This is a genomic window from Streptomyces chiangmaiensis (genome assembly GCF_036281785.1).
GTDB lineage: Bacteria > Actinomycetota > Actinomycetes > Streptomycetales > Streptomycetaceae > Streptomyces > Streptomyces chiangmaiensis.
The window spans coordinates 1-22,322 of record NZ_JAYWVC010000102.1; the positions used below are offsets into that span (position 1 = coordinate 1).

At 67.7% G+C, this 22,322-nt stretch carries 21 protein-coding genes and 1 pseudogene; 5 read left to right on the forward strand and 17 right to left on the reverse strand.

The annotated features are described in order from the left end of the window. From VXC91_RS25520 to VXC91_RS25585, 14 genes and pseudogenes are all read right to left on the reverse strand, one after another. Positions 1-570: helix-turn-helix transcriptional regulator (locus VXC91_RS25520; RefSeq protein ID WP_408057471.1), on the reverse strand; the 570-nt coding region annotated here is incomplete at its 3' end. A gap of 110 nt (positions 571-680) precedes the next feature. Beyond that, positions 681-1,034: a hypothetical protein gene (locus tag VXC91_RS25525; protein WP_329509671.1), complete on the reverse strand. Its 354-nt coding sequence runs from the start codon at positions 1,032-1,034 to the stop codon at positions 681-683. Positions 1,035-2,030: 996 nt separating this feature from the next. Further along, positions 2,031-3,479, reverse strand: a complete 1,449-nt coding sequence (locus VXC91_RS25530) for an aldehyde dehydrogenase (RefSeq protein ID WP_329509672.1) — start codon at positions 3,477-3,479, stop codon at positions 2,031-2,033. An 87-nt stretch (positions 3,480-3,566) separates the two neighbouring features. Then, the gene (locus VXC91_RS25535; protein WP_329509673.1) at positions 3,567-5,090 is read right to left on the reverse strand and encodes a GMC family oxidoreductase; all 1,524 of its coding nucleotides are present in this window, start codon (positions 5,088-5,090) and stop codon (positions 3,567-3,569) included. A gap of 222 nt (positions 5,091-5,312) precedes the next feature. Further along, positions 5,313-5,855 carry an ABC transporter permease gene (locus VXC91_RS25540; RefSeq protein WP_329509674.1) on the reverse strand — a complete coding sequence of 181 codons (543 nt, stop codon included), beginning with the start codon at positions 5,853-5,855 and terminating at the stop codon, positions 5,313-5,315. A gap of 394 nt (positions 5,856-6,249) precedes the next feature. Beyond that, positions 6,250-6,632 (reverse strand): annotated as a pseudogene (locus VXC91_RS25545) (ISAzo13-like element transposase-related protein); the annotation flags it as partial. Positions 6,633-6,686: 54 nt separating this feature from the next. After that, positions 6,687-7,046, reverse strand: a complete 360-nt coding sequence (locus tag VXC91_RS25550; RefSeq protein ID WP_329509675.1) for a cupin domain-containing protein — start codon at positions 7,044-7,046, stop codon at positions 6,687-6,689. Positions 7,047-7,152: 106 nt separating this feature from the next. Then, entirely contained in the window at positions 7,153-8,196 is a 1,044-nt protein-coding gene (locus VXC91_RS25555; RefSeq protein ID WP_329509676.1) for an ABC transporter substrate-binding protein, read from the reverse strand. After that, positions 8,183-8,992 carry an ABC transporter ATP-binding protein gene (locus VXC91_RS25560; protein WP_329509677.1) on the reverse strand — a complete coding sequence of 270 codons (810 nt, stop codon included), beginning with the start codon at positions 8,990-8,992 and terminating at the stop codon, positions 8,183-8,185. Before VXC91_RS25560 ends, VXC91_RS25555 begins: the two co-directional genes overlap by 14 nt. Then, entirely contained in the window at positions 8,985-9,824 is an 840-nt protein-coding gene (locus tag VXC91_RS25565) for an ABC transporter permease (protein WP_329509678.1), read from the reverse strand. The genes VXC91_RS25560 and VXC91_RS25565 overlap by 8 nt, the downstream gene beginning before the upstream one ends. Before the next feature lie 80 nt (positions 9,825-9,904). After that, positions 9,905-10,348 carry an AMP-binding enzyme gene (locus tag VXC91_RS25570; RefSeq protein WP_329509679.1) on the reverse strand — a complete coding sequence of 148 codons (444 nt, stop codon included), beginning with the start codon at positions 10,346-10,348 and terminating at the stop codon, positions 9,905-9,907. Positions 10,349-10,358: 10 nt separating this feature from the next. Then, positions 10,359-10,733, reverse strand: coding sequence for a cupin domain-containing protein (locus VXC91_RS25575; RefSeq protein ID WP_329509680.1), 375 nt, complete (start codon positions 10,731-10,733; stop codon positions 10,359-10,361). After that, complete coding sequence (locus VXC91_RS25580) at positions 10,733-11,296, reverse strand: flavin reductase family protein (protein ID WP_329509681.1); 564 nt, start codon at positions 11,294-11,296, stop codon at positions 10,733-10,735. The genes VXC91_RS25575 and VXC91_RS25580 overlap by 1 nt, the downstream gene beginning before the upstream one ends. Then, positions 11,274-12,080: an IclR family transcriptional regulator gene (locus VXC91_RS25585; protein WP_329509682.1), complete on the reverse strand. Its 807-nt coding sequence runs from the start codon at positions 12,078-12,080 to the stop codon at positions 11,274-11,276. The genes VXC91_RS25580 and VXC91_RS25585 overlap by 23 nt, the downstream gene beginning before the upstream one ends. Positions 12,081-12,473: 393 nt before the next feature. Between VXC91_RS25585 and VXC91_RS25590 the strand changes: the two genes are divergently transcribed. Then, positions 12,474-13,454 (forward strand): PDR/VanB family oxidoreductase, encoded by a 981-nt coding sequence (locus tag VXC91_RS25590; protein WP_329509683.1) that lies wholly within the window; start codon positions 12,474-12,476, stop codon positions 13,452-13,454. A 320-nt stretch (positions 13,455-13,774) separates the two neighbouring features. Here VXC91_RS25590 and VXC91_RS25595 read toward each other — a convergent pair whose 3' ends face one another. Genes VXC91_RS25595 through VXC91_RS25605 form a run of 3 tightly spaced genes read right to left on the reverse strand, consistent with a single transcriptional unit; the run spans position 13,775 to position 17,648 of the window. Continuing rightward, complete coding sequence (locus tag VXC91_RS25595; protein ID WP_329509684.1) at positions 13,775-14,836, reverse strand: carbon-nitrogen hydrolase family protein; 1,062 nt, start codon at positions 14,834-14,836, stop codon at positions 13,775-13,777. A gap of 5 nt (positions 14,837-14,841) precedes the next feature. Then, on the reverse strand, positions 14,842-17,187 hold the full coding sequence (locus tag VXC91_RS25600) for an oxidoreductase (RefSeq protein ID WP_329509685.1): 2,346 nt from the start codon (positions 17,185-17,187) through the stop codon (positions 14,842-14,844). Beyond that, complete coding sequence (locus VXC91_RS25605) at positions 17,187-17,648, reverse strand: acyl-CoA thioesterase (RefSeq protein WP_329509686.1); 462 nt, start codon at positions 17,646-17,648, stop codon at positions 17,187-17,189. Before VXC91_RS25605 ends, VXC91_RS25600 begins: the two co-directional genes overlap by 1 nt. Positions 17,649-17,739: 91 nt before the next feature. Here VXC91_RS25605 and VXC91_RS25610 point away from each other — a divergent pair, with 91 nt between their 5' ends. The 4 genes from VXC91_RS25610 (at position 17,740) to VXC91_RS25625 (ending at position 22,303) form a co-directional block, all read left to right on the forward strand. Further along, positions 17,740-18,852 (forward strand): cupin domain-containing protein, encoded by a 1,113-nt coding sequence (locus tag VXC91_RS25610; RefSeq protein WP_329509687.1) that lies wholly within the window; start codon positions 17,740-17,742, stop codon positions 18,850-18,852. A gap of 32 nt (positions 18,853-18,884) precedes the next feature. After that, positions 18,885-19,802, forward strand: a complete 918-nt coding sequence (locus tag VXC91_RS25615; RefSeq protein WP_329509688.1) for a fumarylacetoacetate hydrolase family protein — start codon at positions 18,885-18,887, stop codon at positions 19,800-19,802. Continuing rightward, complete coding sequence (locus tag VXC91_RS25620; RefSeq protein WP_329509689.1) at positions 19,799-20,584, forward strand: maleate cis-trans isomerase family protein; 786 nt, start codon at positions 19,799-19,801, stop codon at positions 20,582-20,584. The genes VXC91_RS25615 and VXC91_RS25620 overlap by 4 nt, the downstream gene beginning before the upstream one ends. A 102-nt stretch (positions 20,585-20,686) precedes the next feature. Continuing rightward, positions 20,687-22,303 (forward strand): AMP-binding protein, encoded by a 1,617-nt coding sequence (locus VXC91_RS25625; RefSeq protein ID WP_329509690.1) that lies wholly within the window; start codon positions 20,687-20,689, stop codon positions 22,301-22,303. The last annotated feature ends 19 nt before the right edge of the window (positions 22,304-22,322 follow it).

A 22,322-nucleotide genomic window follows, 5' to 3' on the forward strand; every position in this document is an offset into this window, starting at 1 on the left:
CTCCGGCAGCTCGGGGATGCCGCCTTGGTACAGGACGCTGGAGAACGAGGCGGCGCTGCTGTAGCCGAGGAGTGCAGCTACCTGGGTTGTGCCCAGCAGTTCGTCCGGATCCCCTTCGATCGGCACTTCGGGCAACGCGGCGCCTGGAGCGGACCTGCGTCGGCCCTTGCCGGGCCGGCTGGTGGCCCACTCGACTATGGTGGCGCGGCGCCACATCGGGCCCTCGACGTCCTCGTCGGGCTCGGGGAAGTACCCAGGCCGGTCGCGGATGTAGGCGTCGATGGTTGACATGCGGGCGTAGCCGAGAAGCCGGGCCGCTTCCCGCTTGGTCAGCAGCTCGTCCTGGTCGGCCTCGAGTACGGCGGCCGGCAGTGTGCGCTTCTTCGGGGCACGCTGCGCGAAGAACGCCGCGACCTCGTTGTGGCGCCAGAAACGCTTGCGGCCTTCGGTGTGCGCGACCGCGGGGAATCCGCTGCTCGGGTCGTTGCTCCACGCACTGATCCGGGGCTTGCTCGTGCCGAAATCCGCCACGATCTGCGCGGTGTCGACGAGCCGCTCGACGGAAGACATCAGGGTCCCCTTCGGAAGGAACGGCAAGGCGATGCCGCACCCGGACGAGCACGACAAGTTCCACAATGCCAAAATGGGTGCATTGCTGTCCATCCCGACGCCAAAACGGCCTACAGCACGTCCTCGCCCAGCAGACACACCCCGAAGCGCGCCGCATGCTCCTCCAACTCCGTGTACGCCATGGCCGCCGGCGCCGCCTCCCAGGTCACGAAGACGAGAGCGGAAACCGCCTCGCTGCGCTTCATCCCCTCCTCCCACGGCGCGCCCGCAGCGGCGCACCGCTCGGCGAGCAGAGCGTCGGACAGGCTCGCGGTCTCCCGGTCAACGCCGGCCCGGACGTCGGCGACGCCCTCGCACCAGGCGCGGTGACCCGTGGACAGCAAGTCGTGCAGCGTGTCCGGGTCGGTCACGCTCTGGGCCCGGGCTGCAAGATCAAGCAGCAGGGCGGTGGGATTCATGATCACGGTCATCTCCTCCGTCCAATGTAGTGGGGGCCCGCTGCCCGGAGGGGAAACCTCAGCGCAGCGAGCGGTAGTCATCAGCTGTGAGCGGTGCAGCCGTTGCACAGCGCGCGCCCGCCGCGGCGTGCCAGTTCGGGTTCCTTGCGCGGCTCCTTCGCCAGTGCCGCCCGCACCTGCTCCTCGAGGGCGGCGTGCTCCAGCTCGAGCCGGTTGAGGGCCGTCGCGTAGATCTCCAGGCGACTAGTAGGACTCCGTTAGGTTGAGATGGATCTTGCTGGGTGGCGTCTGGTCCGGGGTCGGGGCAGGGGCTGGTGGCATGTTGTGCACAGGCCGGTCCAGCAGTTCAGCACGTTTTGGAGGGCATCGAGGATCTGGTAAACGGGTGAGGCCGGTGTGCGATCGGGCGGGGGCGGTGGTGAAGAGCTCCTCCGCCGGACAGCAGGAACAGGCGGCGCACGTGGTACAGCGCCCACGGCATGTCCAGCTCCGCTCGAAGGCGTCCAGGCACGCGCGGTCCCGCGGCTGGGAGACCAGGCCTCGAGCAGACCACGTGAGGTGGGCGAGAACTGGACCCTCAGGAAGTTCATCAGCCGGCGCACGTCGGACGGGGAACGGCCCGCCGCCCCGGCGGCCTCATCGATGCGGGCGTTCATCTCCGGCAGCGACTCCGCTCCCTGCGGCAGGTACTCGATGGAGGGGAACCAGCCGTTGCCCAAGGCTCCGGTGAGGGCGAGCATCTTTGGCTTGTACGCCGGCAAGCGCACCCTCCTGGAGCTCTTCGAGAGCAAATCGCCAATCTCGCCCTCGAACACGGACTCAGCGCCTTCACCTGCGCGCCCCCGCCCAGGCGCGAGGCCGCGGGTGAGAACCTTTGGCCCGCCTTCGACCGCGATGACTCGGCGTTCGGGTCGTCTGTCCTGCCGGCACTCGCCGACCGGGTGGCCGGTGCCCGGGGCCAGGGGTGGCCCTGGCCCTCGTCTTCGCCGTCTGCCGGGTCGATCAGGGGACGGCGTGGTAGATGGACTTGTTCTGGAGGTAGGCGGCCAGGCCTTCCGGGCCGAGTTCTCGGCCGAGGCCGCTCTGCTTGTAGCCGCCGAACGGTGCGAGGGGGTCGATCCTGTAGCCGTTGATGCCGATGGTGCCGGTCTGGACGCGGCGGGCGATGTTGGTGCCGCGCTCGGTGTCGGTGGTGTAGACCGCGCCGCCGAGTCCGTAGGCGGAATCGTTCGCCAGGGTCACCGCGTCGTCGTCGCTGTCGAAGGGAATGACCGCGAGCACGGGGCCGAAGATCTCCTCCTGGGCGATACGCATCCAGTTCTCGACGCCGACGAAGACCGTGGGCTCGACGTAGTAGCCCTTGGGCAGGTGGGTCGGCCGGCCGCCGCCCATGAGCAGCTTCGCGCCCTGCTCCAGGCCGGAGCGGATGTACTGCTCGACGCGGTCGCGCTGGCGCTCGATGGCCAACGGCCCGAAATCGGTGGCGGGATCGAACGGGTCGCCGACGACGAGCGGGCTGAGGGTGTTGCGCAGTGCGTCGCACACTTCGTCGTAACGGTCACTGGCGACCAGGATCCTGGTGCTGAGCTTGCAACTCTGGCCGGATCCGGCGAGGCTGACGTCGATGATCTGAGCGAGGAAGACGTCCAGGTCGGCGTCGTCGAGGAGGATGGATGCCGACTTTCCGCCGAGTTCGAAGGTTCCCGGCTTCATCGCCTGGCCGCACTGCGCGGCGATCGCCCGCCCTGCGGCCGTCGATCCGGTGAAGGCGATCTTGTCGACGCCCGCGTGGGTGACCAGGGCGGCGCCGGCCTCACGGCCGCCGGTGACGATGTTGATCACACCGGCGGGCAGCGCGGCGGCTTCCGCCGCATCGGCGATGAAAGCCGTGCTGAGGGAGGTCTCCGGGGCCGGCTTGAGTACGGTCGTGCACCCGGCGAGTAGCGCGGGGGCGATCTTCATGTAGGCCAGGTTCAGCGGGCCGTTCCACGGCAGGATCAAGCCCGCCACGCCGATCGGCTCCTGCCGTACGACGGTGGTGCCGCGGGCCTCCTCAAAGGGGAAGGTCTCGGCGAGCGAGGCGTAGTACCTCAGCACCCCGGACGCGCTCTCGACCATCGCGGCACTGGTGGCCAGCGGCACACCGTTTTCGCTGGTGACCAGGCGGGCGGCCTGGTCGGCCCGCTGGTCGAGGCGGTCGGCCATCGCCACGAGGAAGGCGGAGCGCTGGACCGGCGTGAGTCCGGCCCATTCGCGCAGCGCGGCCCGCGCGGCCTGCACCGCGGCGTCGATGTCCTCGGCGTCGCCGTCAGGCGTGAATCCGATGACCTCTTCGGTCGCCGGGTTGATTTCGTGCATCCGGTCCTGTCCGTGGCTGGGCCGCCAGGCTCCGTTCACGTACATGGTGGTGCGGTCGGTGTCGATTTTCAGTGGTGTGGTGCTGTCGGTCATCGATGCCATCCTTTGCAGGGGCGTGAGGGCGGTCCTGGGCGGCAAGGCCTTGGCGGTTTCGGGGGTGCAGGGCCTTGCGCGGGGTGTTTACTGTTCGGCTCGGATCCAGGCTGCGACGCGTTCGCCGATGACGACGCAGGTGAGGTGGGTGTTGGCGCGCGGGATGGTCGGCATGACGGAGGCGTCGGCGACGCGCAGTCCGTCGATGCCGCGTACTCGGCCTCGCTGGTCGACGACTGCGTCCGGGTCGCTGTCCGGCCCCATGTGCGTGCCGCCTGCCAGGTGGACGTAGTGGAAGACGGTGTTCACGACGTGCTCGGTCGCGGTGTCGAGGTCCGCGAAGCGCTCGGACAGGTCCGCCACGGGCAGTGTCTGGCCGTCGTCGAAGATGGCCGATCCGTCGTGGTGGAGGGCGAGTTCGGGAGAGGCAGCGATGGCGGACAGGTGCCGCAGTCCCTCGATGAGCTTGTGCACGTCCTCGGGGTCGGTGGCGAGGTTGAGGCGGATGTCGGGCGCGGTGTGCGGGGAGCGGTCCGCTAGCTGAAGTACACCCGTGGATCGCGGCAGCATCAGGCTGGCCGACAGCCGCAGGGCGGGCTGCGCGGTGTTGTGGACGAGCATGCTTTGCATGTCGTTGCGGTCCGAGGAGCCGGAAGCGGTCCACTGCAGCACGTTCTCCCAGTACGGGGCTGCCGGGTCCGCGGGGCCGGCCGTACCGTTCAGGTTGATGGCGACCGTGGCGTGGTCGAGGAGGTTGGTGCCCACCCCGGGCAGGTCCGCCGCCACCTCGATACCGTGCGCGGCCAGTTCCTTGGCCGGGCCGATACCCGAGCGCAGGAGGATGGCCGGTGAGGCCGCCGCACCCGCGGCCAGGGTGACCCGGCGGGCCAAGGCCTCCTCACGAACACCGTCGCACACGAACTCGACCCCGGTCACGCGGGTGCCGTCCAGCAGCACACGGTCGGCCACGCACCCCGCCCTGATGGTCAGGTTGGGCCGGATACGGGCCCCACCCAGATAAGCCAGCGCCGTCGAAATCCGCATGCCGTACCGCTCGTTGGCCGGAGCCGGACCCACACCCGTGGAATCGGGCGCGTTGTGGTCTGCCGTGTAGCGGTGCCCCAGGCTCAGACAGGCCTGCAGGAACGCGGCGTGCACGGGCGCCAGAAGCTCCCGGGGCGTACGGTGGATCGGCGTGGGACCGCCCGTGCCGTGGAACGCCGGATCACCGGCCGCGTCGTCCTCGATCTGCCGGAAAACGGGCAGGAGCGTGTCCCAGCCCCACTCGTCGTTGCCCCGGGCGGCCCACGCGTCGTAGTCCTCGGGAAGACCCCGCAACGCTAGCCCCGCGTTCACCGCCGACGAGCCCCCCGTCACCCGGCCACGGGGATACGGCGCGCGCCGGCCGGGCACCACCTCCGCCGTGTAACCCCAGTCGTGATCGAAAGGCACGCGCCGGGTGGCCAGGAGACCGGCGGGGGTCTTTTGCGCGCTCGGATAGTCGTTACCCGCCTCGATCAGGAGGACCTGACGGTCCGGGTCCTCCGACAGACGCGTGGCCAGCACAGCACCCGCTGAACCAGCACCGATCACGATGTCGTCATAGATCATCTGACATTCCTTCGGGGATCAGCTGCACTGGTCAAGGCGGCCCAGCACAGGTGGGTATGAGAGGAGATCAGTGCAGGAAGGCCTTGAAGCGTTGCGGCAGTCACCGCACAGAAAAGGCCATGGGGGCAGATATCCGGGCGCGCGTGCGTCACCCGGGGTGATTCACTGATTGAACGCGACGCAACGGCGCCCACGTCGGCGGGTCCGAGTTTCCGCTACGGGCTAGGTCCGGCGGCGCTGCCATGGTATGGCGAGGCGTTCCACCATGCTGACGCCTCCGTAGGCCAGCGCGCCGAGGATGCCTGCTACGGCCATGACAGCCAGGCAGTCCTGGAGGGAGAGGATCTGCCAGGCGTGCCAGATGAGGTAGCCGAGCCCCTTGTCCGCGGCGAGGAACTCCACGGCGGTGGTCGATGTGAGGGCGAGTCCGGCCGAGACCCTGAGCGCACCGATGACCGCGGGCAGAACGGCGGGGAGGGTGATCCGCCGGTACAGGTCGAGGGTCCCTGTGTTGAAGCTGGCCGCGACGTCGCGATAGATCGGGTCGATCGACCGCACGGCACCCATGGTGCTGATCGCTACGGCGAAGAAGGGAGCCAGCGTGATCTCGAGGGCGTTGGCTTGTTCGTTGAGGCCGACCAGGATCAGGATCAGCGGGAACATGGCGATCCTGGGCAGTAGGTAGAGCAGCGCGATCACCGGATTGAGGATCCGGTGGGCGGTGGTGAACAGGCCCGTGGTGAGACCGACGAGGAGCCCTGCCACGACGGCCGATGGTCAGTCCGGCGAGGAATCGCAGGAGAGTCGCCTCCAGATGGGACAGGAGTCCCTCGTGCAGGAAGAGTTCGACGATGCGCGTGCTAACGAGGGTGGGAGGCGGGAGTATGCGTGCGTTGATGAGCCCGAGCCGGGCCAACGCCTCCCACAGGAGCAACAGAGCCAATGGGCTGGCCACCGGCCGCAGGAAACGGGCTGGGCTGGCGGTGCCGCTCTGTGTCCGCCCGGTGTGTGCCGGGGTGCCGGAGGACTTGGCGGGTCCGGCCGACTTGGATGTCAGGGTGGTCATGAGGCCTCCTCGCCGGATCCGCCGCGCAGCGACACGACCTCTTCGCGCAGTGAGTTCCAGATGGTCTGGCGCAGTTCCACGAAGCGGGGGTCGTTCCCGGGTCAGCTCCTGTGCGAACATGCGGGTGGACTTCACCGTCCACCGCAGCGGCGACATCGGGTCGCCCCGTACATCCGGCTCGACCAGCGCCAACAGTGCCGGCCGCAGCCCCGGATTCAGATCCGCGACTCGTTTGCGGCCGCCGCCCGGACGCCGCACCCGCCCCAGTGGCTCCTCACCGGCCTCAAGTTCGAACACGCCCTTGCGGACCGTCGTCTCGCTGACCGCAGCGGCCTGCGCCACGGCCCGGACACCGCCGTGTCCCAGCGCCCGAGCCTCCGCAGCCATCAACAGCCGTCGCTGCCGCTCGTCAGGTGTGGGATCAACACCGCGAACTTCACAGCGAGTTGATCACGAATCTCGTCCGGGATGCGCATTCCACACCAACGAGCCTCAGGACGGGAAGCAACACCTTGATTCCCTGCAAGCCCTTAGACGGGAGGAGCCTGCGGCGGATCGAAGATTGCGAGGAAGACCAGGTCCGCGCTCCCGGTGTTCTCGAGGCTGTGGGGGAGGCCTCGAGGGACCTTCACAACCGAGCCTGACCGCATCTGCCAGAGCCGGTCCTCGATCCGCACCTCCCCGCTGCCACTGATGATGTAGAAGGCGTGGTTGTGGGCGTCCACATGTGTCTCGGACCGGCCGCCCGCGCTGATTCGGGCGAATTTCGCGCGGTAGGCACTAGTGTAGTCGTCGGTGATGACGTCGGGAGTGAAGGCGAATTCTGCGCCTAGACCCGGGGTGTCCGCGTCGCTCCATTCGATATCCTCGAGAGCCTGTACGTAGTCCATTTCTGCCTCCAACTGTGTGATGGGAAGCGCCGGTGCCCCCGTCGGGATGAGATGTGTGACGGGTGGGATGCCGCCGGCTGTGCACCCGGTCACCGGATCCGCGGGCTCAGCCGACGAGGTCGACAGAGAACTTGTCAGCCGATCGGACCTGCGAGATCAGCCCGGCGTGCGCGAGGCGCTCCTGGACGACTTTGATCGACTCAGCGGGGATAACCGCGTTCTTGGCAAACGCCCTTTTCTCAGTGATGAGCAGCGAGTAGAGCCGTTTCGTCGTCTGCGGGTCCAGCTTGGTATTGCTGGCCAGGATCGCTGTGGCACGCTGTTCGTTGGCCGGGTCAAGCAGCCAGTCGATCGCCTCCGCGTAGGCGGCGACGAACTGCCGCAGCCGGGGCTTGTTGGTCCGTAGGGCCTCCTCGGTGGCCACGAACGAGGTGAACGCAAAGTCGGGGAACTCCTCGCCGAGATCCACGACGACGTTGTTGCCCTCGTCCTCAGCCTTGAGATCGAGTGGTGAGGCCACGACCACGGCATCGACCGATTTGGCCTTGAGCGCGGCATAGCGCGTCGCCGAGTTCGCCGCGGTGAAGACCGGCACCCAGGCTTTCGCGCTGATCCCGTGCCGCTCGAGCAGTTCCTGCAACAGGTAGTAGGTGGAGTCGTCCTTGCTGACGACCGAGATCCGCTTGCCTCGTAGTTGCTCGATGCTGGTGATGTCGGGACTGGCCACGACGCTGCTGCTGTAGTACAGCTCGCTGGCACAGATCATGCGCAGCTTGGCACGGCGCTCGGTGGCGACCTGGATGGCGCGCTCGACCGGCGCCTCGCCGGCGTCGACCTCGCCGGCCAGCGTCTGCTGGATGCTGTTGCTCGAGCCGCCGGTCTGCACCGGCTCGATAGCCAGGCCATGCCGGGCATCGATGTCCTCGTCGAGCATCACATAGGCGGGCCACTGCGAGGCAGACTGCGAGATGAGTCCGAGGGTGAACTTGGCGGGTGCCGCTTTGGCCCCTGGCTGCGCAGGGACAACATCGGCCGGGCTTCCGCACGCCGCGATGGTCAGGCCCAGCAGGCCAGCGAGCAGCGTTGCCCTCCAACGAACACGGGAACGACCAGCCTTGCGCGACAATCGAACGCGATCAGGATTGGACACGTCTGGACTCCTTTTGCGCTTCACCACTGATAAGGGACCAAACCTGTTCGACCAGCTCACCGAAGGCGGCCGAACGTTTCATGTGCAGGTCGCGTGGTCGTGGCAGGTCGACGTCCACGACGCGGATGACGCGTCCGGGGCGGGAGCCGAGAACCAGGATGCGATCGGCGAGCAACACGGCCTCATCGATCTGGTGGGTCACGAACATGACTGTCTGGCTGCGTTGGTGCCAGATCCGCAGCAGCTCCTCCTGCATCACCTCGCGGGTCTGCGCGTCCAACGCGGCGAACGGCTCGTCCATCAGCAGGACCTCGGGTTCCACCGCGAGTGCGCGTGCCAGATTCACGCGCTGGCGCATGCCGCCGGAGAGCTGGTGCGGCTGGTAGTGCGCGACATCCTCAAGCTCCACCAGTTCCAGATACCGCCGCGCCTTGGCTCGGGCCTGCTCGCGCTTGAGCCCGCCCATCTCGAGGCCGAAGCCAATGTTGTCGAGCACACTCCGCCACGGCATCAGGGAATCACCTTGGAAGACGACGGCCCTGCTGCGGCACGGCTCGGCCACCGGCAGCCCATTCACGTGCACCTCGCCGGAGGAAGCCCGGACCAGGCCGTGGACGATCTTGAGGAGAGTGGTCTTCCCACAGCCACTCGGTCCGACCACCGCATAGAACTGTCCGGGCTCGACGCGAAAACTGATGGAGTCGAGAGCGATCCGGCCGTTGTAGGACTTTGTCACACACTTGGCGTCGATGGAGCCGGTGACGGCCCCTTCCCTGGCGATGTCGGTGCTAGTCATTATCTGCTCCGTTGTCGAATGCCCAGGAAGCCGTGCGATGTTCTATCTGACGCACCAATTCCATAAAGGTGATACCCAGGAGCATGAGGATGCCGACGCCGAGAAAGATCCTGGCGGTGTCGAAATTGAAGCTAGCCTGGGTGATGGCAAAGCCGACTCCCGAACGGGCGCCGAAGAGTTCGGCGACCACGACTGCGGCGATAGCGTGGCCAACGGCGATCCGGATCCCGGCGAGTGTGGCAGGGACGTTGGCCGGGATCAGGACTTTCCAGAAAGTCGCCATTCGTGCCGCGCCGAAGGACCTCGACACCTCAAGCAGTGTCCGACTGGTCGTCCGCACGCCACTGGCCACGCTGATCAGAACCGGGAAGAACACTACGATGGCCACCACGGCAACCTTGGAGGCCATGCCGATGCCGAGCCAGAGCACCATCAGTGGAGCCAGCGCGATCAGCGGCGCACTATAGCTGGCCGCGATGAACGGGTCGGCGTAGTCGCGCACCCGCGCCGAAGCACCGACCAGCAGCCCGAGCGCGATACCCGAGGAGATCCCGATCACCATCCCGAGTGCCACCTCGGTGAGGCTGACGCGAAGGTTGGTCAGCAGCTCACCGCTGCTAAGGTCGGCAAGGAACACGTCCGCCACCTCGAGAGGCCCGGCGAGCAGCAGCGGGTCCTTGACGATCAGCGAGGCCATGGCGTGCCAGCCGAGGACAAGCGCGGCGACGGAGATGATGCCTCGTCGTGTTCGCGCGGACGGACACCACGATCGCGAACGCACCTTGCTGATGACGTTGGGCACTTGCGCGGTATCGGGGAGAGTTTTGCTCATGTGCCACCTCCTAGAGAGGTCGGATGTTTTCACGGCGTGGTCGGTTGGGTCAGAACCGTGAACAACGGCATGACGTCTCGTCAGGATTTTGCGTCGTGCGGATAATTCTCGGCGCGCAGTATGTAGCGCTGGATCTTGCCGGTGTTCGTCTTCGGTAGGGAGTCCACGAACTGAACGGCCCTCGAGTATTTGAATGGCGCAATGGCCCGCTTGACGAAGTCCTGGAGCTCGCGAACCTTCGCCTCGTCGCCCGGGACGCCGTCGCGCAGGACCACGAACGCCTTGACAATCGACCCGCGCTCGACATCGGCGATACCGACCACGGAGGCTTCCCGCGTGTCGGGGTGCCGTAGGAGAGCGTCCTCGACCTCTGGACCCGCGATGTTGTAGCCGGAGGAGATGATCACGTCGTCGTTGCGGGCCTGGAACCAGAAGTAGCCGTCGGCGTCGCGGACGTAGGTGTCTCCGGTGAACGAGTTGGCTCGGCGGGTGCCTTCGACGGGTATAAGACGTCCAGCGAACACGGTGGGCCTCCTACTTCCCGAACCTGCTGCCGGCTACGTACGGCGGGTCGTAGACGACCAGGAAGACGAGGTCGTCGTCCCCGGTGTTCACGAAGCTGTGGACCTTGCCCTTGGGCACCTTCACGATGGTTCCGGGCACCAGGTCCGCGCTCTCGTCGGCGACCTGTACAGTGCCCGTGCCGCGGATGAAGTAGAACGCGTGGTTGTAGGGGTCCCGGTGCGGCTTCGAGCTGCCGCCCGGGCCGATGAGGCCCAACTGCGCGCTGTAGAGGTCCGTGTAGTCTTTGTCGATCACGCTCTCGCTGAACGCGAAGCCGACGCCGGGCACGCGGGGGTTGTCGAGCTTGTTCCAGATGATGTCGTCGGGTTGGACTATGTGGCTCATCACTTCGTCCTTCCGGGCTGAGGCACGTCGGCCGCGCCGATCGGCGCTCCGAGCTGGTGATAGGTCGAGTTGTGGCAGACAAGGGGTGCGGCACCCTCGATCGCGAGGGCACCGTGGTCCCGTACGTGGCCGACGAAGATGGTGTGGTCCCCGCCCTCGTACTCGGCCCACTTGTCGCAGACCATCCACACGAGGGCGCCCTCGATCATGGGGCAGCCCGACTGACGTGTCATGGGTACGTCGAGGGTTGCGGGACTCCACGGACGCCTGGCGTAGAAGTCCGCGATCGGACCCTGGTGCGCGCTCAGGATGCTGATGCCGAAGGTGCCGTTCGACTGCGCGAGCAGCCGGTGCATCTTGCCGGGCTTGTTGACGCTGACGGAACAGAGTTGGGGCTTGAGCGACACCGAGGTGAAGGAACTCGCCGTCATGCCGTAGACGCCGTCCCCGTCGGGGATCGTCACCACCGCGACGCCGCTGGGGAAGTGCCGCAAGGATGTGCGGAACCTCAGGAGTTCCTGCTCATCGGGATCGTTGACGTCAGAAGGTGCCTGTACTGTCATGAACCTCTCCCGTTAAGACTCCACTCCCGTTCGCGGGGACAGCGAGCAGCGTGCCGTAGTAGTCGCTGATGGCCGCGCCCACCTCGATCAGGCGGGGAGCGATGGACATTGCGTGGTCGATGGGGAACCGGGTCTGTGGCCCGCCGATGCCGAGGGCTCCGACGGCTTGGCCATCGCGGGCGCGTAGCGGAACGGCGATGGTGCAGACGTTCGCCCGGGGGTCGGCGACCACGGCGAACCCCCGGGCCCGGACTGTGGCGAGTACGTCCTCGGCAGCGGCGGGATCGCTGGGTGAACCGGCGCTCGCCGCCGCCTCCATGGCGATGTCGAGGCGCTGTCGCTGTGGCAGCCAGGCAATCAGGCACTGGCCCATCGAGGAGGATATCGCCGGCGTACGCTCGCCGATGTTGATGCGCGGGTGTACCAGGTGGCGTGCCGGGATCCATTCGACGTGCATCACGTGTGCGCCGTCGAGGACACCGAGAGCGATGGTCTCGCCGACTTCGGCGGCGAGTTCCTGCATGTGAGGCTTGGCCAGCTCGCGCAGCCGCAGCCGGCGCATCGGTGCCTGACCCCACTGGAAGAGCCGCAGCGCGACCCGGTAGGAGCGGTCGCTCGGATCCTGCTCGACGACTCCGACCTCCGACAGGGCGCCCAACAGTCGCTGCACCGTCGAGGGCGCCAGATCGAGCTTGCGGGCCAGCTCGTTCACGCCTGTTGCGCCGGACTGTGCCAGTTCCTCCAGCACGGCCATGGCTCTGGCGACCGATTGAACTCCTGACAAGGCTCAACCTCATTCCACGATGCGGCATGACCGTCCCGGTACCTAGAACATTACGCATCCATGACGAGCGTCGCAATACCTCTATACGGCTAATGTGGAACGAGATTGCTCCTCGCGCGCCACACCCGATCCGCGAGCAGGCAGGGTGTGACCGGCTTGCGGTCGACGGGAGTTCGCGGCACCCCGTGGAGATATGGCGCCTTCTTGACTGTCGCCATGAACGCTGCATACTTGCTCATCGGGTCGCGTGGGTGCGGTCAGCGCCGGAGCCGGCGAACGCACGGATCACGCACTGCGGACGTCAACGGACCACGCCACGGGGACCAAGGCCCCGTTCACTACGGCGCGACGTCCCTCCCGGCGCCAGGGCCACACCCATCGAGGAGTTGACCAATGACCGACGGGACAGATACGCAACGCATCCGGGTCGCCGTCGCCGATCGGCGCCAGGCCGCGGACGACATCGTCCTGCTGCGCCTGGAGCCGGTGGACGGTGGCGTGCTCCCCGACTGGGAACCGGGCGCACACCTCGACCTGCATCTCCCATCCGGCCTGACCCGGCAGTACTCCCTGTGCGGCGACCCCCGGGACACACGGTCGTACACCGTGTGCGTGCAATGCGAGCACCAGGGACGCGGCGGTTCCCTCGAAGTCCACCGCGCACTGCAACCCGGGGCGGAACTGTTCGTGCGTGCGCCGCGCAACCACTTCCCGCTCGTTGAGGCGATCTCGTTCGTCTTCATCGCGGGCGGCATCGGCGTCACGCCGATCAAGGCGATGGTCGACGAGGCCCAGCGCCGGGGTACGCGGTGGAACCTTGTGTACGGCGGGCGCAGTCGCGGCGCGATGGCCTTCGCCGACGAGCTGGGTGCCCATGGCTCCGGCCGGGTTCGCCTGGTCCCTCAGGACGAGGAAGGGCTGATCGACGTCACCGGCCTGGTGGCCGGCGTGCCGGAGGGTGCCCATGTCTTTTGCTGCGGGCCCGCCGGACTGATGGCCGCGGTGATCGAGGCGTGTGCTGCCGCGGGGCTGTCGGACCGGCTGCACCTCGAGCGGTTCACGGCCGCCGAAGACCCGCAGGCGGCTCCCGACGACGGTACGGCCGACGCGGAGTTCGAGGTCGAGATGCGGGCGTCCGGCGTGACGGTCCAGGTCGGTGCCGGACAGAGCATCCTGGAGGTCGTCCGCACGGTGCGTGATGACGTCGACTTCTCCTGCCAGGAGGGCTATTGCGGCACCTGCGAGACCAAGGTGCTGGGAGGGACGCCAGAACATCGCGGGAGCTTGATGTCACCGGAGGAACATGATGCGGAGGGAACCATGCTGATCTGCGTGGGGCGTTCCCGTTCGGACCGCCTGGTACTGGACCTCTGATCCTCGGCAGCCCTCATGCCGGCCGGTGTCATGCCGTCTCGGTCTTTTGACCGACACGGCTGACGCCAGCTGTGCGCTGGGAAGGGCCCTGGGAGCCACGTCCCGGATGCCGGCCGAGGCGACGCCGATGCCCGATACCGTGAATCCGGATCCGGTTACCGAATCCCCGGCCTCATATGCCGGGGATTCGGTGTGCCGGCTCGTGGCACTGGTGCCTGCCCCCGTATCGATCCTCGTCGGGGAACAGGCACCAGCACAGCGAGCGGAAGACGGCCACGGACGCGCCTTGACCACCGACCGCCCGCTTGGCTCATCCGCCGTCAGTTGGTCTCCGGGTCCTGCGGAACCCACGGATCGCCGACGGCATCAACTCCGTGACGCGGGGGAGATCCGGCGGCGGGGTAAGGCCCCTGGACCAGTGGTTGCAGGGACGTTGTGTTGTGATGAAGGCGGAAGACGTCGAATCGGTTGTAGTGGCCGATGATGTCGTGCATCTGCTTGGGCTGAATGCACTTGGCGAGATCGACCTCTCCGTAGACGATGCCTTCCTCATCGATGAGCGGCTCCGTCACCGGCTGCCCGTCCGGACCGAAGATGCCGGACAGGGCGCTGCGCGGCCGGCGCATCATCTTCGCGATGTCGGCGCGGTCGCCCGCCGCTATCTCGATCATCTCCTCGGTGATCGTCGAACAGGACACGATCGAGAAGAGCTTGCCCTCGAAGCTGTGTGCCGCGGTGCGAATGGCGATGGCCTGCGACATGTCGTAGTCGGCCGGCGCCACCGGCAGCGAGATGTAGTTGGCGACATGGATGAGCTCTCCCTGTGCCAGCAGTGCGAAGCGGGCAAGGGTGTTGGTGTTCTCGCCGCACGCCAGGACCCCGAGCGGACCGACAGGTGTCTGGTGGACCCGCACGGAACCGCCGTCGCCGCCCGTCCAGGTGAGCTTCTCCGCCCAGGTGGGCACCAGCTTGCGGTGCACCCCGAGGAGCGAGCCGTCCGGACCGATGGTGAGCACGGTGTTGTACAGGACGCCCAGGCTGTGCGGGCCGCGTTCGTTCACGCCGATGACGACCGTGGTGCCCGTGGCGGCCGCGGCGGCCCGGAGTGTGTCCACGTGGGGGCCCGGTACGTCGATCGCCGACCGGTACAGCTGCTCGTACCAAGGGGAGCCCTGGACGGGGTTGAGTGTCCAGTTCCAGTAGGGGTAGCCGGGGACGAACACTTCGGGAAACGCGATCAGTTGGGCGCCGTTGCTGGCTGCCTCGTGGATCAGCGCGACGGCCTTGTCCACGGTGGCGGACGTATCCAGGTAGACCGGTGCCGCCTGGATCGCGGCAGCGGTGAACGGCTTCAGATCCTCCACGATGTGCTGCATGCCCATGGTCATCAGATCCTCTCGGCAGCGACCGGCTGCCAGCGCTGGTGGATGTCGGTCACCGGCTCCGGGCGGAGAGTGAGAACGGGACGCTGCCGGCCTCCCAGAGCCGGGAGAGTACTGCCGGGCCGCAGATGGTGCGGCCAGTGAGCGGCAGGTCCGGTGTACCGCGCGGCCGCGGCCGCGTGCAGTGTCCATGCGGGGTCGTGCAGCTGGACACGACCGAGTGCTATCAGGTCCGCGCGACCCGCCAGGAGGGTCGTGTTGACGTCGTCGTACGAGGAGTAGCCGCCGACGGCGATCGTCGGCACGCCGGTTGCGGCACGGATGCGCGCCGCGAACGGCGTCTGGTAGGTGCGGCCGTACGCGGGACGCTCCCACGGGACGACTTCGCCGCTGGAGACCTCGATCGCGTCCGCGCCGTGCGCGTGCAGTTCGGCCGCGATCGTGACGGCGTCCGCCATGGTCGTGCCGCCCTCGGCCCAGTCGACGGCGGAGATCCGCACGATCAGGGGCTTGTGACGGGGCCAGCTCTCCCGTACGCGGTCCACGACTTGCAGCGGGAACCGAAGTCTGCCGGCGAGGTCACCTCCGTAGCGGTCGTCGCGGTGGTTCGTCAGCGGTGACAGGAACGACGAGAGCAGGAAGCCGTGTCCCGCCTGGATCTCCAGGACGTCGAAGCCCGCGGCGTCGGCGCGCAGGGCCGCGCCGGCGAACTCCTCGGCGACGCGCTCGAGGTCCGCTCCCGTCGTGGCGTGCGGGGCGGGGTGATCGGCCCAGGCGTCGGCGGAGGGACCTTCGGTGTGCCATGCGCCGTCGGTCAGCGCGCGGCCCAGCGGTCCGCGGTCCGGTACGCCGGTGGATCCCTTGCGCCCGCTGTGGCTGAGCTGAACGCCGATCGCAGCGCCGCTGTGGGCGTGCACCAGGTCGGTGATCCGGCGCCAGGCCGCTGTGTGCCTGTCATCCCACAGGCCCGGGCAGCGCGGTGTCACCCGCCCGCGCCGGCTGACCGCCGTCATGCCCGCGAGAACCAGGCCGGCACCTCCGAACGCCGCACCGCCCAGATGCACCAGCTCGGTGTCTCCGACCGTGCCGTCGGCATTCGCCGCGTAGGAGGCGACGGGCGCGGCGACCACGCGATTGCGTAGTTCGAGGTCGCCCAGCCGGAAGGGCTGGAGCAGCGGCGGCGTGGTGTCCCGGCTGCCGAACCAGCTCTCCAGCCGTGCCGTGTACTCCGCGTCGCGGGAGCGCAGATTGTCGTGCGTGACACGGCGGCTGCGGGTGAGCAGATTGAACGCGAACTGCTCGGGCTCCTGGCCGACCGACTGCTCGATCGTCTCGAACCATTCGAGGCTCGCCTGTGCCGCGCGCTGGGTGGATTCGACCACAGGTCTGCGGTCCCGCTCGTACGCTTCGAGCTTGTCGTGCAGGGCGGCGCCGTCCCTCTCCAGCGCGGCGGCCAGGGCGACTGCGTCCTCCATGGCGAGTTTGGTACCGGAGCCGATGGAGAAGTGGGCGGTGTGCGCGGCATCGCCGAGGAGCACGATGTTGCCGTGCCGCCAGGTGCGATTGCGTACCGTGGTGAACCGCACCCACTTGGAGTTGTTGGTGAGCAACCGCTGCCCGCCGAGGTGGTCCGCGAGCAGTTCGGCACAGCGAGCCACACTGGCGTGGTCGCTCTCGCCCGGGCCGAAGCCCTGAGCCGCGAGGACGTCGAAGCCGGCCCCCCGCCACGTCTCCTCGCCGACCTCCACGATGAAGGTGGAGCGGTCGGAGCTGAAGGGGTAGGCGTGGACTTGAAGCGGTCCGTGCGGTGTCTCCGCCACGATGAACCTGAAAGCTTCCAGCGCCCGGTCGGTCGCCAACCACATGTACCGGCAGGAGCGTACGTCCAGTGACGGCTGGAACACATCGGCGAACTTGGCACGGGTCGCGGAGTTGACTCCGTCGGCGGCGATCACCAGGTCGTACTGGCACGACAGCTCGTCGGCAGCCGGCGCCTGGGTGCGAAAGCGCACGTCGATGCCGAGTTCCGAACAGCGCTGCTGAAGAATCTGGAGCAGCCGCTTGCGGGATATCGCGGCGAATCCATGCCCGCCGGACGTCTGCACCTGGCCCCGGTAGTGGATGTCGATGTCGCTCCAGCGGGCGAACTCCGCCTCGACGGCGGCGAAGACGGCGGGATCGGCTCCGGCGATGCCGTCCAGGGTCTCGTCGGAGAACACGACACCGAAGCCGAACGTGTCGTCGGGGGCGTTGCGCTCCCAGACGGTGATGTCCCGCGACGGGTCGAGCTGCTTGGCCAGTGCGGCGAAATACAGGCCGGCGGGTCCTCCGCCGATGATGGCGATACGCATCACTGCGTCCTCTCGGCAGTGGTGGTGGGGTCGGTGCCCAATGCCTCACGCACCTGCTCGGGCCATGGGGTGGCCGACGGCGAGTCCGGCTCGGCGTGGGCGACGACCAGGATTCCTTCGGCGGCCACGCCTTCCCGGCCGCTGACCTCGAAGGCGTACGTCAACGATGTGCGGCCCAGCCTGACGACGCGCAGACGGGTGGTCACCGTCTCGCCGAACCAGAGGCGTGCGCGATAGCTGACTTCGTGGCGCACCCGGGGGGTCCGGCCGAAGAGCCAGTCGAGACCGTGGCCCCGCAGCAGTTCCGCCTCCGCCGCCTCGACCCAGCGCAGGACGGACGAGTGGTGCTGATGGCCCGAGGCATCCGTGTCGTGCCATTCGACCCGGTGCGTGACGAGGACTTCCAGGGGCGCGACAGGCCCGGACCGCGCAGCGGAAGTCCCCGGATCCAGTGGGTTCATCTCTTCCTCCAGCGTCTTGACACCGGCGAAGTTATAGCGTGACGATGACGAGCGTCAAGAATGCGAAATATCGCAGGGAGGTCGAGTGGCCATGACATACAGCGATGACGTCCTGGGCCGTGCCCGAGTCGGCGAGACACCGGAGTTGAAGGCGTACTACGAACGACTCGCCGGCCACGAAGCCGGAGCGCTGTGGACGGTCGCGAACGAGATCGAGCCGTGGTACCCGCAGCCCAAGTCGGTTCCCACGCACTGGTCGTACGCGGACCTGCGCCCCCTGGTGCTCGAATCCCTGGACCTGGTCAAGGCCGACGACGCCGGCCGACGTGTCGTCATGCTGGTCAACCCGGGGCGCAAGGACATCTCCGCCGCCGTCGGCATGCTCTACACCGGACTCCAGGTCATGGGCCCCGGTGAGTCCATGACCGCACACCGCCACCAGGCGGCTGCACTCCGCTTCGTGGTCGAGGGCCAGGGAGCCTGGACCGTCGTCGACGGACAGAAACTCAAGGTCGGACCGCGTGACTTCGCCATCACACCCAACTGGACATGGCACGAGCACGGTAACGAATCCGACGACGCCCCCGTCATCTGGCAGGACGGCCTTGACATTCCGCTGGTCAACGCGCACGACGCGGGCTTCTACGAGGTGCACCCGAACCACTATCAGGAGCGCGGCCAGGTCGTGAACTCCTCGCTGCTCACCTACGGCGCCGGTGAGCTGCGCCCCTACGGCTTCGCGGACGGCTGGACCAAGCCCTACTCACCGCTCTTCGCCTACCCCTGGGAACAGGCGTACCCGGCGCTGCTCAACGCGGCCAGGGCCACCGACGGCTCCCCGTACGACGGCGTCATCCTCGAGTACAGCAATCCCCTCACCGGCGGATCGGTGATGCCCACGCTCGGCGCACACTTGCAGATGCTGCGCCCGGGCGAAGCCACCCAGGCGCACCGGCACACCGGGTCGGTGATCTACAACGTCGCCAAGGGCAGCGGTCATTCGGTCATCGCCGGCCGCCGCTTCGACTGGACCGAGGGCGACATCTTCTGCGTTCCCTCCTGGGCCTGGCACGAGCACGCCAACGCCAGCGCCGGCGACGACGCGGTCCTCTTCTCCTTCAACGACTTCCCGGTGATGCGCTCCCTCGCCTTCTGGCGCGAGGAGGCCTACCTGGACAACGACGGCCACCAGCCGACCAACTGACCCACCGTCCACACACAACGAAAGGCAGACACATGCTGCTGGTCAGCTACAACCAGGACGGTGATCCGGCACGCCGGCTGGGCATACAGAGCGGGGACACCATTATCGACGTGGCGGAACTCGTCTCCGGCGCCGGCTCGGCCGTCCCGGGCCTCGGTCAGGCCCCCGCATCCGTGCTCGACCTCATCCAGGCGGGTCCCGATGCCCTCGCCGCACTGGAACGCCTGCTGACCCTGTCTGTACCGGAGACGGCACAGCGCCCCCTGGCCGAGGTGACGCTGGAGGCGCCGCTGCGCCCGGGAAAGATCATCGGTGTCGGACTCAACTACACCGAACACGTCGCGGAGTCCGCGCGCACCCTCGACACCGACAAGGAACTTCCACAGCGGCCCGTGCTGTTCAGCAAGCCGGCCACCGCCGTGACCGGTCCCGGAAAGCCGATCCTGCACAACGCCGATCTGACATCACAGCTCGACTGGGAATGCGAACTCGCCGTCGTCATCGGCAGGACCGCGAAGTCGGTGCGGCAGGAGGACGCTCTTCAGCACGTGTTCGGCTACAGCGTCATCAACGACATCAGCGCCCGCGACCAGCGGCGTTCCGGGCAGTGGTTCTACTCCAAGGGCCAGGACTCCTACGCGCCGTTCGGCCCCGCGATCCGCACCGCCGACGACATCGCCGATCCGCAGAACCTCGACATGTCCCTGCGTGTCAACGGCGAAGTGAAGCAGAAGGGCAACACCCGCCACATGCTGTTCCGCATCCCCGAACTGATCGCCGACATCTCCGCGGGAGTGACCCTGGAGCCCGGTGATGTCATCGCCACCGGTTCACCGGCCGGAGTCGGCGCGAGCTTCACACCCCAGCAGTTCCTCACCCCTGGCGACGTGGTCGAAGCGACCATCGAAACCCTCGGCACCCTGCGCAACCCGGTGGTGGACGCCCGATGAGCGAACGAGCTCGCACCTTCCGCATCGGACAGATCGTGCCGAGCTCCAACGTCACGATGGAGACCGAGATACCGGCGTTGTTCCGCGCCCGTGAGTCGGTCGCACCGGAGCGTTTCACCTTCCACTCCAGCCGCATGCGGATGAAGCATGTCGTCAAGGAGGAACTGGCGGCGATGGACGCCGACTCCGGCCGATGCGCGGCCGAGTTGTCGGACGCCCGCGTCGACGTGCTGGGATACGCCTGTCTCGTCGCGATCATGAGCATGGGCCATGGCTACCACCGCGCCTCCGAGGAGAAGCTGACCGCGGTCACCAAGGACAACGGCGCGCCCGCACCGGTCGTCACCAGCGCAGGCGCGCTGGTCGGCGCCCTGCACACCATGAAGGCCCGCTCGATCACCCTCGTCGCGCCCTATCTCAAGCCCCTCACCCAGACCGTCGTGGATTACATCCGCAACGAGGGCATTGAGGTCGGCGACCACACGGCGCTGGAGATCCCCGACAACCTGGACGTCGCCGCCCACGACCCGCGTGACCTCATCCCCATCGTCCGCACCTTGGACCACAGCGACGCCGACGCCATCGTGCTGTCCGCCTGTGTGCAGATGCCGTCCCTCGAATCCGTGCAGATCGTCGAGCAGGAACTGCAAAAACCCGTCCTGTCGGCCTCGATCGCGACGGCCCACCAGATGATGCGGGCTCTCGGCCTGCCGGCCATCGCCCCCGGCGCCGGCCACCTGCTGTCCGGCGCCTACGCGGACGCGCCGCTGCCGTCCCGCTGAGGCACATCCCGCCGAGCGTGCACCACGGCTGCCGCCTGCCAGGCGGCAGCCCGACACCCCCTCTCCTCGAGCCCCGGACACTCCCTGGAAGGGAGCCCCGTCATGCAGCTCTCCCCGTCCGCGCACCGTGACACGTTCTGCCGCGACAACCTGCCTCCCGTGTCGCAGTGGCCGGAATTCCATTTCGACCTCGCTGAAGTGCGCTACCCCGAGCGCCTCAACTGCGCCGAAGCGCTCCTCGACGAGACGATCAGACACTACGGAGCGAACCGACCCGCCCTGCGCACGCCGAACGAGACCTGGACCTACGGCGACCTGCGGCGGCACACCAACCAGATCGCCCAGGTACTCACCGAGGACCTGGGCCTCGTGCCCGGAAACCGTGTCCTGCTCCGCGGCCCGAACACCCCTTACCTGGTCGCCTGCTGGCTCGCCGTCATCAAGGCGGGCGGTGTCGTCGTGACCACCGTTCCGCTGCTGCGCGCGAAGGAACTGTTCCCGCTCATCGAGCTGACCCGGCCCGCACTCGCCCTGTGCGACCACCGCTTCGCGGACGAGATGCGCACCGCGGCCGGCGACGCCCTTCCCGTCCTCTACTACGGCGATGCCGGCGATGCGGACGACCTCACCGTTCGGGCATCCGGCAAGAGCGGCGAATTCACCGCCGTCGACACCGCCGCCGATGACGTCGTCCTACTGGGACCCACGTCCGGTACGACAGGCCGGCCCAAGGCCACCATGCACTTCCACCGGGATGTGCTGGCCATCGCCGACACCTTCTCCCGCCACGTGCTCAGGCCCACACCGGCCGACGTGTTCACCGGCACCCCGCCGCTCGGCTTCACCTTCGGCCTCGGCGGTCTGGTCGTCTTCCCCCTCAGAGCAGGCGCATCTGCACTGCTGCTGGAACGGACCGCTCCCACCGACCTCGCGGACGCGATCGCCGAACACGGTGCCACCGTCCTGTTCACCGCCCCCACGGCCTACAAGGCCATCCTCAACGCGGACCGGGCCGATTCCCTGAAGAACCTCCGCCGGTGCGTGTCGGCCGGTGAGCATCTCCCACTGCCGGTGTGGCAGGAGTTCGAGCAGGCGACCGGGATACGCATCATCAACGGCATCGGCGGTACCGAGATGCTGCACGTCTTCATCTCGGCGGCCGACGACGAGATTCGACCCGGCTCCACCGGCCGAGCGGTGCCCGGCTTCCGCGCCACGATCCTGGACGCGGACGGCAGCCCCGTGCCCGACGGAACCCCTGGCCGGCTCGCCGCCCAGGGCCCGACAGGCTGCCGCTACCTGTCCGACGAACGACAGCGGACCTACGTCCAGCACGGCTGGAACATCACCGGCGACGTCTACATACGAGACGCCGACGGCTACTACTGGTTCCAGGCGCGCAACGACGACATGATCATCTCCTCCGGCTACAACATCGCCGCACCGGAGGTCGAAGAGGCGCTGCTCGCCCACCCGGACGTCGCCGAGGCGGCCGTCGTCGGTGACCCCGACCCCGAGCGAGGCTCCATCGTGCACGCCTTCGTCGTCCTCAGGGAGGGCGTCGCGGCGGGCGAGGAGAAAGCCACCGAACTCCAGAAGTTCGTGAAGGGCACGATAGCCCCCTACAAATACCCGCGGGCCGTCACCTTCTGCGCCGAGCTACCGAAGACGGTCACCGGCAAGATCCAGCGGTTCCGACTCCGTACGACGGCGAACTGAGCGGTTGGTACGGTGGCTG